Below are 14,701 nucleotides of genomic sequence, written 5' to 3' on the forward strand. Positions count from 1 at the left end.
ATAACCGGTACTAATAGTTACTAGTACAAATTGTTCGGAATTGCCGCTTGCCCGATGAAGCGTTGCTAGCATCGCGAAATGTTCGACCGCCTAGTGGTGTGGCTCATCGCGCGTCAGCGCTGGATTTACCCGGTACTCATCACTTTGTGGGCTGCCGCGGGCGCCTACATAACCACCGCGCCAAAGGTTGCACTGCCGACCGCTGAGGTCGCCCCCACCGCACAGGCCGTGAGCGCCATGTCGCTCAGCCAACCCAAAACCGTGACCTATGAGGTGTCCAGCGGCGGGCAGCCTGTCACGGTGTCCTACCTCGACGAGAAGGGCCAATCCAAGCTCTACAACGGCACCGCCCCCTGGCATGCCAGCCTGACCACCAGCGACTTCGGATTCACCGCCGGCGTCACCGCGATTTCGGCGGACACCGTCACCTGTCGCATCACCGTCGACGGCAAGGTCGCCGACGAGAAGACCGACACCAGCCGCACTCCCTCGGTGAGCTGCAACCTCGTCGCATTCCAGAAGCTCGGCCCGCAAGGTGGTCGGTGATGCACGACAATCCCCTATTCGGGCACTTCGCCGGTGTCATCAGTCGGCACGCCGGCGCGATCATCGGACTGCTCATGATGGTGGCCGGTGGCCTGATGGCATTGGCACCCAACCTGGAAGAGCTCGCACTGACGCACGGCAGCCCGATGATGCCCACCAACACGCAGTCGGCGGCCGCGCTCAAACACATGGCCAAGGCCTTCGGCGAATCCGAGTCGAACAACACCGCCGCGGTGGTGGTCGTCAAGGACAAGCCCTTCACCGAAGAGGACCGTCAGTTCCGGGCCGAACTGATGAAGAAGCTACGGGCCGATACCGCCCATGTGGAGCCCGGTATGGACATGTGGTCGGATCCGCAGTTCGCGACAGCATCCGAAAGCCCCGACAAGATGGTCGCCCTGGCTCAGGTCCAGCTATCCGGGGAAATCGGTGGCCCCAAGGCCATGGAGTCGGCAAAAGCGGTGCAGCACATCATCGATGACATTGCCAAGCCTCCGGGCACCACGATCTACGCCACCGGGACGAGTCAGGCCGCCGCCGATCAGATCAACACCATGATGCGCGATGTCGTGATCATCGGCGGATTGTCGGTGGTGCTGGTGGGCGGCCTGCTGTTGTTGGTCTACCGCTCCCTGGTGGTCGCCTTCCTGCCGCTGATCACCGTGGGTGTGGCCGTCGGAATCGCGACCCCGATCGCCAGCTTCCTGACACTGGCCGGGCTCATTCCGACGTCGATGATGACCAATGCCTTGATGGGGGCGCTGGCGCTGGGTGCCGGCACCGATTACTCCATCTTCTTCATCGGCCGCTATCAAGAGGGCCGGCGCGCGGGCCTCAGCGTCGAGGCTGCCTTCCGCGCCGGGTACCGCGGGGTGGCGCCCGTGGTGATCGCATCCGGCCTGACAGTCGCAGGTGCGTTGTCCTGCATGACATTTGCCCAACTGGACATGATGAGGTCGATGGGCATACCGGGCGCCATCACCATGATCTTCACCGTGCTGTCGGCGGTGACGGTAACTCCCGGCGCCCTATTGATCGGTGCGCGCCGATTCGGCTGGTTCGAGCCCAAATCCACGATGCGGTCCACACGGTTGTGGCGCAGGGTCGGCATTCGGGTGGCACGTTGGCCCAAACCCATATTCATCACCACCTTTGCCACATTGATCGTGCTCATGATGGTGATACCCACCGCCTCCTTCAACTACGACGAACTGCAGTTCATCCCCAAGGACATGCCCAGTGCGGCCGGTATGAACGCGATTCAGGAGCACTTTCCCGCGGGACAGATGAATCCCGACATGATCCTCATCCGCGCCCCGGAGGACCTGCGCACCTCGGCCAATATCGGACTCCTGGAAAAGGCCGCACAACAGATCACCAAACTGGACAGTGTCGCGTCCGTGCAGTGGATCACCCGGCCGACGGGTATGCCGATGGATCAAACCTCCCTCACCTACAGCGTGGGGATGGCCGGAACCATGATGTCGCAGAACAAGATCGTCATGGAACAGCGGCAGCAGCGGATGCGCGCCATGACCGACAACATGAACTCGATGATGTCCACCCTGCAGGGGCTGCAGGGCACCCTACGTACCGCGCAGCAGAGCGCCGCCCAATTCAGCGCGGCGGCCGGGCCGATCCAAAGCAGCTTGAATCAACTGAAATCACAGCTTAATTCGGTAATGGGGCCGGCCCGCGAGGCGGTGCGAGCACAACCTAACTGCGCCGCCGACCCGTTATGTGCGGGCGCACGATCCACCCTGTCGAATTTCGAGAACATGTCGAGCGTCACCGACCAAATGCGCAGCCTGGTCAGCACTTCGGGATCCATGACCGGAGGTTTGACCCAGGCCGCACGGACCATGCCGCGCATGCTCGACTCCATGTCCTCGATGCAGGACCTGATGACCGAGACCAATGATCAGATGAGCCAGATGATGTCGCAGATCGACACCATGACCTCCCTGATGCAGGACCTCGGTCACAGCAGCGCGGGTACCGGGGACTACTTCTACTTTCCCGCCCAGTTGCTCTCGGACCCCCGATTCAAGCCTTACCTGAAGATGATGTTCTCCGAGGACGGCACCACCACCCGCATGATCGTCATCGGCAATGGCAGCAGCTACGGCGACGAGGGCATCCAGCGCGTGCGGGATCTGGCTCACGAGATGAAATACGCCCTCAAGGGCACTCGTCTGGAAGGCAGTGTGATCGAGATCGCCGGTCCGGCGGCGCTTATCGGCGATATGCGGGTGATGCTGGACCGCGATGAAAAGCTGATCATGATCGGCTGCCTCACGGTGATCTTCACCGTGGTGCTGCTCTTGCTGCGCGGTTTGGTGGCATCGTTGATCGTCATCGGCTCGGTGCTGGTGTCGTTCGCATCAACCCTCGGGCTGGCATTGGTGATCTGGCAGCACGTGTTGGGCATCCAGCTGCACTGGTCGGTGCCGGTCGCGGTGTTCGCGATTCTTATCTCGGTGGGTGCCGACTACAACCTGCTGGTGGCGTCACGCTTCAAGGAAGAGATGAGTGCCGGTATCCGAACGGGTGTCATCCGCGCCATCGCCGGCACGGGCGGAGTGGTGACGACGGCGGGGCTGGTGTTCGCGATGACGCAATTCGCGATGATGGGCTCGAGTCTGGTGAATGTCGCTCAGATGGGCTCGACGATCGGGCTGGGCTTGATCATCGACACGTTCGTCGTGCGCACCTTCACGGTGCCCACGCTCGCGGTAATCCTCGACAAGAAGTTCTGGTGGCCGTTGCCGATGAATCAGCTCTGGCGGCGTTCCTAGTGGCTCTGCGGCTGGCCCTGCCCCACCGGGGCGGGCTGGCGGTCGCCGGCGGGCGCTGCGGCAGTGCCGACGGGCCGGCTGGGGCGTTCTGCGGCCTGGATGGGCGACGGTGCCGATTCACCGGACGGGGGCAGCACCCGTAGCAGATCGTTGAACTGCCGGACGGCCTTGAGGCCTTCGTCCCACTGCTCGCGATTGCTGTTGATGGGCAGTGCGGCCAGTGTCCAGTGCTGTTCGTTCCACAGCACCTCAGCGATCTCGGGTGCGGTATGCGCGAAGGTGACCATGCGCCGGTCGCAGGCACGACGGGCGGCGTCCAAGTTGGTGGAGTACACCATGCGGGGGCCGATGGCGCCGAGCAGCCAGATATCGGATTCGCGGGGCTCCTGCATGACCTTGAGCCGCAGGTCCACCATCACGTTCGTGCCGACCTTGCGATGCAACGCGATGATCGTCGCGACATCCTCCAGATCGAAGACGTAGACGGCCTCACCACGGATCTGTCCGAGCACCACATTGGCGGCGGCGGCCGATCCGGCGCTGGACATCACGCCGCGGTTCCAGCGCTTAACGATCTCTTTGTCCTGCGCCATGTAGTCGAAGCCGTGGGATCGCGCCCACGACTTACGCCGGTGTCCGCGACTGCGGCGGCGACCGATATCCACATACAGCAGCACGCCCGCACAGACGAAGCAGAGTGCGGACAGCGTGAACCAAAGTAGAGCCATCCGCGACAGCCTAACTGGTGCCAGGCCATGTGCTGCACGGAGCGGTCGGATCGTGACCCAGAGTTACCGGTCCGTAATGGGCTCTCGATAGCGCCGAATGTCGACTTACCGCGCGAAAGTCCGAGTAGACAGCACGATAAGTCGACACTCGACAGCTACTTATCCCAGGATGAGCGATTCGCCGTCGGCGCTCACGTTCACCGGCACCACGTCACCGTCGTGCACCTCGCCCGCCAGCAGCTGCTTGGCCAGCTGGTCACCGATGGACTGCTGCACCAGCCGCCGCAGCGGACGCGCCCCGTAAATCGGGTCGAACCCACGCGCCGCCAACCACTTCTTGGCCGGTTCGGACACCTCCAGCGTCAGCCGGCGCTGAGCGAGCCGCTTCTGCAGCTGCCCCAGCTGGATGTCGACGATCCGCACCAGCTCCTCGGGGTCCAGACCTTCGAAGATGAGCACGTCGTCGAGACGGTTGATGAACTCCGGCTTGAACTTGGCACGCACCGCGGCCATCACCTGCTCCTCGGAGCCGCCGGCCCCCAGGTTGGAGGTGAGGATCAAGATGGTGTTCCGGAAGTCCACCGTGCGGCCTTGACCGTCGGTGAGCCGTCCCTCGTCGAGCACCTGCAGCAGCACGTCGAACACGTCCGGGTGCGCCTTCTCAACTTCGTCGAAGAGCACCACCGTGTACGGGCGCCGCCGCACCGCCTCGGTCAGCTGACCACCGGCGTCATATCCGACGTAGCCAGGAGGAGCACCGACAAGCCGTGCCACCGAATGCTTTTCGCCGTACTCGGACATGTCGATGCGCACCATGGCGTGCTCGTCGTCGAACAAGAAGTCCGCGAGGGCCTTGGCCAGCTCGGTCTTGCCCACACCGGTGGGACCGAGGAACAGGAACGATCCGGTGGGCCGGTTCGGGTCGGCGACACCGGCTCGCGCCCGGCGCACCGCATCGGAGACGGCTTCGACGGCCTTCTTCTGGCCGACGACGCGCTTGCCGAGCTCGTCCTCCATGCGCAGCAGCTTGGCGGTCTCGCCTTCCAGCAGACGCCCGGTGGGAATGCCGGTCCACGCCGACACCACATCGGCGACGTCGTCGGGGCTGACCTCCTCCTTCAGCATGACGTTCCCGTCCTGGTCCAATCCTGGAAGTGCTTGTTCCAGTTGCTTTTCCAGCTCGGGGATGCGGCCGTAGCGCAGCTCGGCGGCCTTGCCCAGGTCGCCGTCGCGCTCGGCCCGATCGGCCTCACCCTTGAGTCCTTCCAGCTGCTCCTTGAGGTCGCGAACCGCGTCGATGGCGTTCTTCTCGTTCTGCCACCGCGCGGTGAGTTCCGCGAGCCGCTCCTTCTTGTCGGCCAGTTCCTCACGCAGCTTGACCAGCCGCTGCTTGGAGGCCTCGTCCTCTTCCTTGGACAGGGCCATCTCTTCGATCTCGAGACGACGGACCACCCGCTCCACCTCGTCGATTTCGACGGGACGCGAGTCGATCTCCATGCGCAGCCGGGACGCGGCCTCGTCGACCAGGTCGATGGCCTTGTCCGGCAGGAAGCGCGAGGTGATGTACCGATCCGACAGTGTGGCGGCAGCCACCAGCGCCGAGTCGGTGATCCGGACGCCGTGGTGGATCTCGTAGCGCTCCTTGATACCGCGCAGGATGCCGATGGTGTCCTCGACGGACGGCTCACCGACCAGTACCTGCTGGAAGCGACGCTCCAGGGCGGCGTCCTTCTCGATGTACTTGCGGTACTCATCCAGCGTGGTGGCGCCCACCAGGCGCAGCTCACCACGAGCCAGCATGGGCTTGATCATGTTGCCGGCGTCCATCGCCGAGTCGCCGGTGGCACCGGCGCCCACGATGGTGTGCAGCTCGTCGATGAAGGTGATGAGCTGTCCGGCAGAGTTTTTGATCTCGTCGAGGACAGCCTTGAGCCGCTCCTCGAACTCACCGCGGTACTTGGCCCCCGCCACCATGGACCCCAGGTCCAGCGAGATGACGGTCTTGCCGCGCAGGCTTTCGGGCACGTCGCCGGCGACGATGCGCTGGGCCAGCCCTTCCACGATCGCGGTCTTGCCGACACCCGGCTCGCCGATCAGGACCGGGTTGTTCTTGGTGCGGCGGCTCAAAACCTGGACCACACGCCGAATCTCGGTATCGCGCCCGATCACCGGATCAAGCTTGCCCTCGCGGGCACGGGCGGTCAGGTCGGTGGAGTACTTCTCCAGCGCCTGGAACGTGGCCTCGGGCTCGGGGCTGGTGATCCGGCCACTGCCGCGTACCTGGACAAAGGCATCACGCAGTGCCTGTGGCGTGGCGCCGTGGTTGACGAGCAGCTTGGCGATATCGGAGTCGCCAGTGGCCAGACCCACAAGCAAGTGCTCGGTGGATACGTAGTCGTCGTTGAGCTCGGTGGCAAGGTGCTGCGCCGTGGTGATGGCGGCAATCGAGTCACGCGATAGCTGCGGGTTGGCACTGGCGTTGCTGACCTGCGGTAGCCGATCGGCGATGGCCTGCGCCTCATTACGGACGGCTGCGGCGTCGACGCCCACGGCTTGCAGCAGTGGCGCGGCGATGCCATCGGGCTGGCTCAGTAGCGCCACCAATAAGTGGGCGGGTCGGATTTCGGGGTTGCCTGCGGTGGTCGCTGCCTGGAGGGCAGCGGTCAGCGCGGCCTGAGTCTTCGTGGTCGGATTAAACGAGTCCACAACACCTCCATTGGTTGAGAGAAAAGTCGGTCAGTAGTTCCAACGCATAAAATCTTGAGTCTGTTCCGCTCAACTTTGAGTTTTTTCTGGGTGCCGTGTCTAGCTCATCACACCTGAGGTCCCTACGGCATGGGATCGTGCCTGCCGACCCGATTCCGGCGCTCACGTCCGATGGCCGCGCCCCTCGAGCAACTCACCGAGCCGCGACAGCACCGGAATCGCCCCACCCCGCAGAACCGACCGGACCTGACGATTGAGCGGGGACTGCGGATCGAAACCGCTCAACGTGAACCACAGTTGCGTCCCGCCATCGAGCGGCCGCAACCGCCAGGTCATGGTGAGCGCGGTGGTCCCGCCCATGATGGGGATCTCGAACGCGGAGACGATGAGCTCGGGCTCGCGCACCTCCAGAAACTCCATGTCCACGCGACCACCGAACCCGACAATCGGAATGGGATACGTGGTCACGCTGAGCCGCTCACCCGTGTGGACCGGCCCCAGATCGTGATCGTTCACCAGATCGCCCACGAATTCCTTTGACGTGACGACCTGCCAGACCGTTTGCGGCGGGTAGGGATAGAACTCCGCCAGGCTGAACGACGTCGCATCATCGGGCGGGGGCCCCGCATCATCGGGCGGCTCGGCCATCAGTTCCCCGATGCGCGACATCACCAATGTCCAGAGGTCCCGCACCAGAATCCTGAGCCGGTCATGAATCGGATTCGCGACGTCAAATCCGTTATGTACCACCAATAATCGCGTTCCACCCGACTCCGGGTGCAAAGTCCAGGTGGCCTGCAGATCCAGGGAACTCTCGGGGGTGGTGAACCGATAGGCCAGGCGTTCGTTGGGCACCACATCGGTGAACTCGCAATCCCCATGGCCGCCGAAATTCACCTCAGGCATCGGGAAGGTGGTGAACCCAAACGTCTTCCCCGCGGCGACCGAATCTCTGCCGATGTCCGTCGTCCAGTCCGAAATCGAGGCGGGCGAGGTGATGGCATGCCAGACCCGCTCCGCCGAATACGGGAAGAACTGCCCAACGGTCACCGATGTGAGGTCATCCGGCGACGCTGTCATACCCCTGGGATACCGCAGTTGTGCGATGCGTGTGGGCGATCAGGCGGATACATCAGTGACCAAACAGTGCGGCGGTTGATCGCCGCCACGCGGTGCGCTGTCAATACATCGCCCGAGCCTGCCCATCGTCCCGGGCCAGCCGCGCTCGGAGAGCGTTCGGTAGATCCGCGAGGCGGGATCGTCGAGATCGAACCCTTCGTGACGCAGGGTGACCATGGTTCCTCCGGGAACTTCCTGCAGAGTCCAGGTCACGGTCCATTCCGTCTGCTTTGACGACTTCATGTCCCACCAGCGCATCGACAGCACCGCATTGGGGGTAGCCGCGAGCACTTCACAAGACAGCGCACCGGAGAAGTCGGCGACGGGTATCGGGAAGGCGATGAAACGAAAGCGAGTCCCTACTTCAGGCCGAAATCCAACCGGGTCCATGAGCCATTCCTCCATGGCATCGGGACACACCATCACGCTCCACACTCGCGCAGGCGGATGCGGATAGAACTGGTCAAGAACGATGGTGGCGATGTCGTTCGCGTCGTCGGGCACGGCACTCTCCAGATTGGTTGGGTTATCTTTCATACCCCATCAATCTGGGTCACCGCCGTGTTCTCATCTGTTAGCCAAGCAAACTCATCCGCAGGAACGCTCGATATCACCGTCACCTGTCGGCATAGTCGCTGCACGATCAATGAGACGCCCGAGCTTGGCCATCGCGGTCGGCCAAAACAGATCCGAAAGCGCGGCCATCCTGCGAACAGCTGGGTCATCGCTATCGAACGCAGGCCGGCCCAGGGTCACCATGGTCCCGTCCGGCACCGCACAAAGAGTCCACGTGGTTCGCCAGGCAACCGGGGCATCCAGCTTCGTATCCCACCACGAAATCGCCAGCTCTTCGTTTGGCGTAGCCACTAGAACTTCGCATGCGATGTTCCCCGAATAGTTGGCAATCGGCACCGGCAGATCCATCAGCCGATACCGGATACCTACCTCCGGACGAAAGCCGACCTGCTCGACGAACCAGTCACCCATGACGTCGGGGTCGACCAAAACCCTCCACACACGCTCCGGAGTATGCGGATAGAAGAAATCGGCGACGACATCCGCCGGGCCATTCATGTCGCCCACAGTGCGCACTCCATCGTTGGTGTTGACACCCTTTGTACCCCGCGAAACTGGCGACTGAGGTGATTGAATTGATTAACTAAGCAAATGTGCGGGGTGCGATGCGCCTCAAAGCGCGACGCGCCCCGATGGTGTCGCGGAGTTGTCGGCGCGATCGAAGTTGAGCAATGCCCTCTGGAGTCAGAACATCCTCCGTCTAGTGGGAGAATAGTTCGATACGGAAACCTTCAGCACACACATCACACACCGCCGGCGCGCCTCCAGTACATCTGGCCCCGGCCGCTCCCAGACGCCTCTTGGACTTCCCTCCTAAACTGGCGTCTCGGTAGAAGAACCCCGGAAAGGTTAGGCAACAGACGCTCGTGGGGCTTGAGGATGTCGAAGCACTGCATGACTTGGTCGGCGGGGTCGAGCTATCGGGGCACAAACTTGTCCGAAGCTTCTACAGCCGCTGGTTCGCGATAGACCCCACGGTCGGCGACCTCTTCCCTGCCGACATGTCGGCGCAGCGCGAGCATTTCCGTCAGGCATTGCAGTTTGTGCTTTGGGAGATGGCGGCCTACCGCACCGAAGGCCTGGTCAACTTCCTGGCCCAGCTGGGCCGCGACCATCGAAAGTTCGGAGCCACCGACCGCCAGTACGACACCATGCGCCAAGCCCTGCTCGACACCACTCGGGAGGTACTGGCGCCGATCTGGGATCAGCGGATGGAAGCCACCGCCACCGAGGTCTACACGGTGATGATCGAGGTGATGCGCAGCGCCGCGGCCTCGGACATCGGCCAACCCTGGTGGGACGGGAAGGTAATCGAATATCACCGCACCTCAAGGGATCTCGCGCTAATCCGGCTGAAGCTGAACGCGCCCATGCCGTATCACTGCGGACAGTATGTCCACGTGCAGGTACCGCAAAGCCCACGAAATTGGCGTTACCTCAGCCTGGCGATACCACCGGATCCCGAGGGCTACTTAGAGTTTCATATCAAGGCGGTACCCGGTGGGCTGGTCAGCGGCGATATGGTCAACAAGACCAAGGTCGGTGACACCTGGCGGATTTCCCCACCTCTCGGCGCACTGTCGGTGAACCGCGACGGTGGAGACGTGCTGATGGTCGCGGGCAGCACCGGTATCGCACCGCTGCGCTGTCTCATCATGGAGCTGTCCCAGTGGGCCGAAAACCCAAGGGTCCACCTGTTTTACGGAGCACGCTATCCGCAGGAACTCTATGACCTGTGGACGCTGTGGCATATCGCCTCCACAAATCCGTGGCTGTCGGTCACACCCGTCACCGAGTACCCGCGGAACCCGGACTGGGCGGCCGACTACCACGATCCAACGCCGCCCCGCGGCCTTCACGTACGCCAGACAGGGTTGCTCTCCGAGGTAGTGACGACGTACGGCGGCTGGGGCGATCGGCAGATCCTGCTGGGCGGTTCGGCGCCGATGATCCAGGCCACCAAGGAGGCGCTGGTCTCAAAGGGGGCGGACGCCTCCAGAATCCAGCACGATCCGCTTTAGCGCTGCTGGCGCGGCTGCCAGACGACCACCGCGGTGCTCTTGGGAATGATCGCGACCTCGCGGCCCGCTGTCGCGGCGCGCAGCTGAGCCACCTCGGCGGTCAGCTCGGCAAGCTTGGCCTGCAACGCCTCAACTTGGTTCGTTAGTTCGATAACCCGTTTTATGCCAGCGAGATTGACGCCCTCGTCCTGTGACAGGCGCTGCACTTCGCGCAGCAGATCCACGTCACGCTGGGAGTAGCGGCGCCCGCCACCAGTGGTGCGCTCGGGGCTGACCAACCCAAGCCGGTCATAGGTGCGCAACGTCTGCGCGTGCATACCGGCAAGCTCGGCGGCCACCGAGATCAGGAAGGTGCGAGCGCCCCGCTCAGGCTGGCGGCGCCGGGGGGTGCCGCCGCCTCCCTGCGGGGACGTCATCGCGCACCCGCCCAACCCGCGCGCGGATCGAATCCGCTCGCCTTCTCGGCCACCTGGTAGCGCTGCAATGCCTCCAGCGCACTCTCTTCCAGCTTCGACGGCACCGCGACCTTGACGGTGACCAACAGATCGCCGTTGCCGCCGGCACGCTTGGGAATGCCGCGCCCGCGCACTCGCAAGATGCGTCCGTCGGAGGTACCCGCGGGCACCTTGACTCCCACACGGCCTTCCAGGGTCGGCACGGAAACCGTAGCGCCCAAAGCCAATTCGGTGAAGCTCACCGGCACGGTGAGGGTCAGATCATCGCCGTCGCGGGTGAACACCTTGTCCGGCCGCACGTGCACGGTGACGTACAGGTCGCCGGAAGGCGCGCCGCGCAGACCTGCCTCACCCTGTCCGGCCAGCCGAATGCGTTGTCCGTCATCGACTCCCGGCGGGATACGCACGGTGATAGTGCGGGTCCGGGTGGTGACACCCGTGCCCTGGCAGTCGGTGCAGGGGTTCTCGATGATCGAGCCCGTCCCACGACAATCCGCGCACGGCTCGGAGAACCCGAACGCGCCCTGGTTGCGATTGATGACACCGCTGCCATTGCAGGACCCGCAGACCTTGGGGCTGGTGCCCGGGCGGGCGCCGCTGCCGTGGCAGGTGGTGCATGGGGCGGGGCTGGTGAGCCGCAGCGGAACCGAGACACCCTTGCATGCCTCGACGAAGTCGAGCTGGGTCTCGGTCTCCAAGTCGTTGCCACGACGCGGACGGCTGGCGCGGGGCTGAGCGCGCTGCCCGAACAGGCCGCCGAACAGATCGCCGATGCCACCTCCGCCGGAGGTGTCGGCGTTGCCGAACAGATCGTTCAGGTTGAACTCGGCGCTGTTGCTGCCGCTGCTGAATCCGCCGCCGCCACCGAATCCGTTGTCGCCGTAGCGCCGTCCGAAGCCGCCGCCGGCGAAGAGGCGACGCGTCTCGTCGTATTCCTTGCGCTTGGCCGGGTCCGACAGCACGTCCTTGGCTTCACTGACGGCCTTGTACCGGTCCTCCGCGGCCTGGTTCCCCGGGTTTCGGTCTGGGTGATTCTCGGCCAGCAGCTTGCGCGCGGCCTTCTTGATTTCGTCTTGGGTCGCGGTAGAGGAGACGCCGAGCTCCTTGTAGAAGTCTTTCTCGACCCATTCACGTTGCGTCACCCGACATCACCTCCTTCGCGTCCATCGGGTCTTACTGTGCAGTTCTTACTCTGATTCTGTCTCGGATTTTGTTTCGGCATCCGCGGTTCCCGGTTCCTGCTGAACCGTGTCGCCATCGGTGACCACGACCATGGCGGGGCGAAGCACCCGGTCACCCAACTTGTAACCCTTGCGCAGCACCGCTGCCAGCACCGGATGACCGTCCTGGCCATCGTGCTGAACCGCCTCGTGCAGCGAGGGATCGAAGTCGTCACCCTCGGCTCCAAACGTGGCCAACCCCAGCCCTTCGAGGGCCGCGGTCAGTTTGTCCGAAACACTGCGCAGCGGACCCGATTCCAGGTCGCCGTGCTCCCGCGCACGGTCGAGGTCATCCAGCACGCCCAGCAACTGGGTCACCACGGACGCCTTGGCCGAGTCGATGACGGCCTGCCGGTCCCGTTCCACCCGCTTGCGGTAGTTGGCGAAATCGGCGTGCGCGCGCTGCAGATCTGCCGTCAGTTCGGCCACCTTCGCGTCCGCATCCGAGCCGCCCTCCGAGGCCGCGGCCCCGGGTGCCGAAGCACCCGGTTCCGCTGCGGCAGCCTTGGTGTCAGCCGCCTTCGCCTCTTCGCGAACCGCGCCGGTGTTGGGATCGATCCGGCGCTTATCGGTGACAGTCACCGGCTCGCGTTCTTCTTCCCGATCTTGCCCACCTGACGAGGTCACTTGCTGTCCTTCTCCTCGTCGACAACCTCAGCGTCAACGACATCGCTGTCGGCCGAGCCAGCGCCACCTTCAGCACCGGCACCCTCGGCCTGAGCCTTGGCGGCAGCGGCCTCGTAGATGGCCTGACCAAGCGCCTGCGACTGCTCGCCGAGCTTCTCCATGGCCGCCTTGATGGCACTGATGTCGGTGCCTTCCAGCGCCTTCTTGGCCTCACCGATGGCCTCGTCGACCTTGGACAGCGTCTCGTCGGAAACGACCTTCTCGCTACCCTCGGCCGGCTCGCGCTGCTCCTTGACGAACTTCTCCGTCTGGTAGACCAGCGACTCGGCCTGGTTGCGGACATCGGCCTCTTCGCGACGCTTCTTGTCCTCGTCGGCGTGCGCCTCGGCGTCCTTGATCATCCGGTCGATCTCTTCCTTGGACAGGCCGGAGCCTTCCTGGATCTTGATCGTGTTCTCCTTGCCGGTGCCCTTGTCCTTCGCGGTCACGTGCACGATGCCGTTGGCATCGATGTCGAAGGTGACCTCGATCTGCGGCACACCGCGCGGGGCCGGCGGAATGCCGGTCAGCTCGAAGGAGCCCAGGAGCTTGTTGTGCGAAGCGATTTCGCGCTCGCCCTGGTACACCTGGATCTGCACCGACGGCTGGTTGTCGTCCGCCGTGGTGAAGGTCTCCGACCGCTTGGTGGGGATGGTGGTGTTGCGCTCGATGAGCTTGGTCATCACGCCACCCTTGGTCTCGATACCGAGGGACAGCGGGGTGACGTCAAGCAGCAGAACGTCTTTCACCTCACCCTTGAGCACACCGGCCTGCAGCGCGGCACCCACGGCGACAACCTCGTCCGGGTTGACGCCCTTGTTGGGCTCCTTGCCACCGGTCAGTTCCTTGACCAGATCGGTGACGGCGGGCATACGGGTGGAACCACCCACCAGCACCACGTGGTCGATGTCGGCCACGGAAACACCGGCGTCCTTGATCACCGACTGGAACGGCTTGCGGGTGCGGTCCAGCAGATCCTGAGTGATCTTCTGGAATTCGGCACGCGTCAGCTGCTCGTCGAGGAACAACGGGTTCTTATCGGCGTCCACCGTGATGTACGGCAGGTTGATCGAGGTGCTCTGCGAGCTGGACAGCTCGATCTTGGCCTTCTCGGCGGCCTCACGCAGACGCTGCATGGCCATCTTGTCCTTGGTCAGGTCGATACCGGCGCTGGCCTTGAACTTGTCGACGAGCCAGGTCACGATGCGCTCGTCCCAGTCGTCACCACCGAGGTGGTTGTCACCGGAGGTCGCACGGACCTCGACGACACCGTCGCCGATTTCCAGCAGCGACACGTCGAAGGTACCGCCACCGAGGTCGAAGACCAGGATGGTTTGTTCCTTCTCGCCCTTGTCCAGACCGTAGGCCAGCGCGGCCGCGGTCGGCTCGTTGACGATGCGCAGCACGTTCAGGCCGGCGATCTGGCCGGCCTCCTTGGTCGCCTGACGCTGGGCGTCATTGAAGTACGCCGGCACGGTGATGACGGCGTCCGCGATGTCCTCACCCAGGTACGCCTCGGCGTCGCGCTTCAGCTTCTGCAGCGTGCGGGCGCTGATCTCCTGGGGGGTGTAGTTCTTTCCGTCGATTTCGACGGTCCAATCGGTGCCCATATGACGCTTGACCGAACGGATGGTCCGGTCGACGTTGGTCACCGCCTGGTTCTTAGCGGGCTGCCCGACCAGCACCTCGCCATTGCGCGCGAACGCAACGACCGACGGGGTGGTGCGAGAGCCTTCCGAGTTCGCGACAACTACCGGGTCGCCGCCTTCGAGGACGGCGACAACGGAGTTGGTGGTCCCGAGGTCGATTCCGACCGCACGAGCCATAGTTCATTCCTCCTGTTGGTTACCTCATTGCCTTCAGTGA

Annotated in this window: 12 protein-coding genes; 3 read left to right on the forward strand and 9 right to left on the reverse strand. The window is 63.8% G+C overall.

Annotated elements, in window-relative coordinates; all coding sequences use genetic code 11:
- Positions 1 to 78 precede the first annotated feature (78 nt).
- Together ABG82_RS24290 and ABG82_RS24295 are read left to right on the forward strand one after the other, a co-directional pair.
- Complete coding sequence (locus ABG82_RS24290) at positions 79 to 546, forward strand: MmpS family transport accessory protein (protein WP_043076830.1); 468 nt, start codon at positions 79 to 81, stop codon at positions 544 to 546.
- Positions 546 to 3,344: an MMPL/RND family transporter gene (locus ABG82_RS24295; RefSeq protein ID WP_043076831.1), complete on the forward strand. Its 2,799-nt coding sequence runs from the start codon at positions 546 to 548 to the stop codon at positions 3,342 to 3,344. Before ABG82_RS24290 ends, ABG82_RS24295 begins: the two co-directional genes overlap by 1 nt.
- Here ABG82_RS24295 and ttfA read toward each other — a convergent pair.
- From ttfA to ABG82_RS24320, 5 genes are all read right to left on the reverse strand, one after another.
- Positions 3,341 to 4,072, reverse strand: a complete 732-nt coding sequence (gene ttfA / locus ABG82_RS24300) for a trehalose monomycolate transport factor TtfA (protein ID WP_043076832.1) — start codon at positions 4,070 to 4,072, stop codon at positions 3,341 to 3,343. The genes ABG82_RS24295 and ttfA overlap by 4 nt on opposite strands.
- Positions 4,073 to 4,231: 159 nt before the next feature.
- Entirely contained in the window at positions 4,232 to 6,778 is a 2,547-nt protein-coding gene (clpB, locus tag ABG82_RS24305; protein ID WP_043076833.1) for an ATP-dependent chaperone ClpB, read from the reverse strand.
- Between the two features lie 162 nt (positions 6,779 to 6,940).
- Positions 6,941 to 7,858: an SRPBCC family protein gene (locus ABG82_RS24310; protein WP_043076834.1), complete on the reverse strand. Its 918-nt coding sequence runs from the start codon at positions 7,856 to 7,858 to the stop codon at positions 6,941 to 6,943.
- A 39-nt stretch (positions 7,859 to 7,897) separates the two neighbouring features.
- A complete protein-coding gene (locus ABG82_RS24315; protein ID WP_043076835.1) occupies positions 7,898 to 8,434 on the reverse strand; it encodes an SRPBCC family protein in 537 nt (178 codons plus the stop codon).
- A 51-nt stretch (positions 8,435 to 8,485) separates the two neighbouring features.
- Positions 8,486 to 8,971, reverse strand: coding sequence for an SRPBCC family protein (locus tag ABG82_RS24320; protein WP_078343683.1), 486 nt, complete (start codon positions 8,969 to 8,971; stop codon positions 8,486 to 8,488).
- Positions 8,972 to 9,339: 368 nt separating this feature from the next.
- Here ABG82_RS24320 and ABG82_RS24325 point away from each other — a divergent pair, with 368 nt between their 5' ends.
- Positions 9,340 to 10,494, forward strand: coding sequence for an FAD-binding oxidoreductase (locus ABG82_RS24325; RefSeq protein WP_043076836.1), 1,155 nt, complete (start codon positions 9,340 to 9,342; stop codon positions 10,492 to 10,494).
- Here ABG82_RS24325 and ABG82_RS24330 read toward each other — a convergent pair.
- Genes ABG82_RS24330 through dnaK form a run of 4 tightly spaced genes read right to left on the reverse strand, consistent with a single transcriptional unit; the run spans position 10,491 to position 14,661 of the window.
- Positions 10,491 to 10,910: a heat shock protein transcriptional repressor HspR gene (locus ABG82_RS24330; protein ID WP_043076837.1), complete on the reverse strand. Its 420-nt coding sequence runs from the start codon at positions 10,908 to 10,910 to the stop codon at positions 10,491 to 10,493. The genes ABG82_RS24325 and ABG82_RS24330 overlap by 4 nt on opposite strands.
- The gene (gene dnaJ / locus ABG82_RS24335; protein WP_043076838.1) at positions 10,907 to 12,091 is read right to left on the reverse strand and encodes a molecular chaperone DnaJ; all 1,185 of its coding nucleotides are present in this window, start codon (positions 12,089 to 12,091) and stop codon (positions 10,907 to 10,909) included. Before dnaJ ends, ABG82_RS24330 begins: the two co-directional genes overlap by 4 nt.
- A 45-nt stretch (positions 12,092 to 12,136) precedes the next feature.
- Positions 12,137 to 12,796 (reverse strand): nucleotide exchange factor GrpE, encoded by a 660-nt coding sequence (gene grpE / locus ABG82_RS24340; RefSeq protein ID WP_043076839.1) that lies wholly within the window; start codon positions 12,794 to 12,796, stop codon positions 12,137 to 12,139.
- Positions 12,793 to 14,661, reverse strand: coding sequence for a molecular chaperone DnaK (dnaK, locus tag ABG82_RS24345; protein WP_043076840.1), 1,869 nt, complete (start codon positions 14,659 to 14,661; stop codon positions 12,793 to 12,795). Before dnaK ends, grpE begins: the two co-directional genes overlap by 4 nt.
- Between the last annotated feature and the right edge of the window lie 40 nt (positions 14,662 to 14,701).

The organism is Mycobacteroides immunogenum, from assembly GCF_001605725.1.
GTDB classification, from domain to species: domain Bacteria; phylum Actinomycetota; class Actinomycetes; order Mycobacteriales; family Mycobacteriaceae; genus Mycobacterium; species Mycobacterium immunogenum.

Bases quoted from the DNA above. Each gene is read 5' to 3' on its own strand.
- ABG82_RS24290 (WP_043076830.1), top strand. From the start codon at position 79: ATGTTCGACCGCCTAGTGGTGTGGCTCATCGCGCGTCAGCGCTGGATT.
- ABG82_RS24295 (WP_043076831.1), top strand. From the start codon at position 546: ATGCACGACAATCCCCTATTCGGGCACTTCGCCGGTGTCATCAGTCGG.
- ttfA (WP_043076832.1), bottom strand. From the start codon at position 4,072: ATGGCTCTACTTTGGTTCACGCTGTCCGCACTCTGCTTCGTCTGTGCG.
- ABG82_RS24310 (WP_043076834.1), bottom strand. From the start codon at position 7,858: ATGACAGCGTCGCCGGATGACCTCACATCGGTGACCGTTGGGCAGTTC.
- ABG82_RS24315 (WP_043076835.1), bottom strand. From the start codon at position 8,434: ATGAAAGATAACCCAACCAATCTGGAGAGTGCCGTGCCCGACGACGCG.
- ABG82_RS24320 (WP_078343683.1), bottom strand. From the start codon at position 8,971: ATGAATGGCCCGGCGGATGTCGTCGCCGATTTCTTCTATCCGCATACT.
- ABG82_RS24330 (WP_043076837.1), bottom strand. From the start codon at position 10,910: ATGACGTCCCCGCAGGGAGGCGGCGGCACCCCCCGGCGCCGCCAGCCT.
- dnaK (WP_043076840.1), bottom strand. From the start codon at position 14,661: ATGGCTCGTGCGGTCGGAATCGACCTCGGGACCACCAACTCCGTTGTC.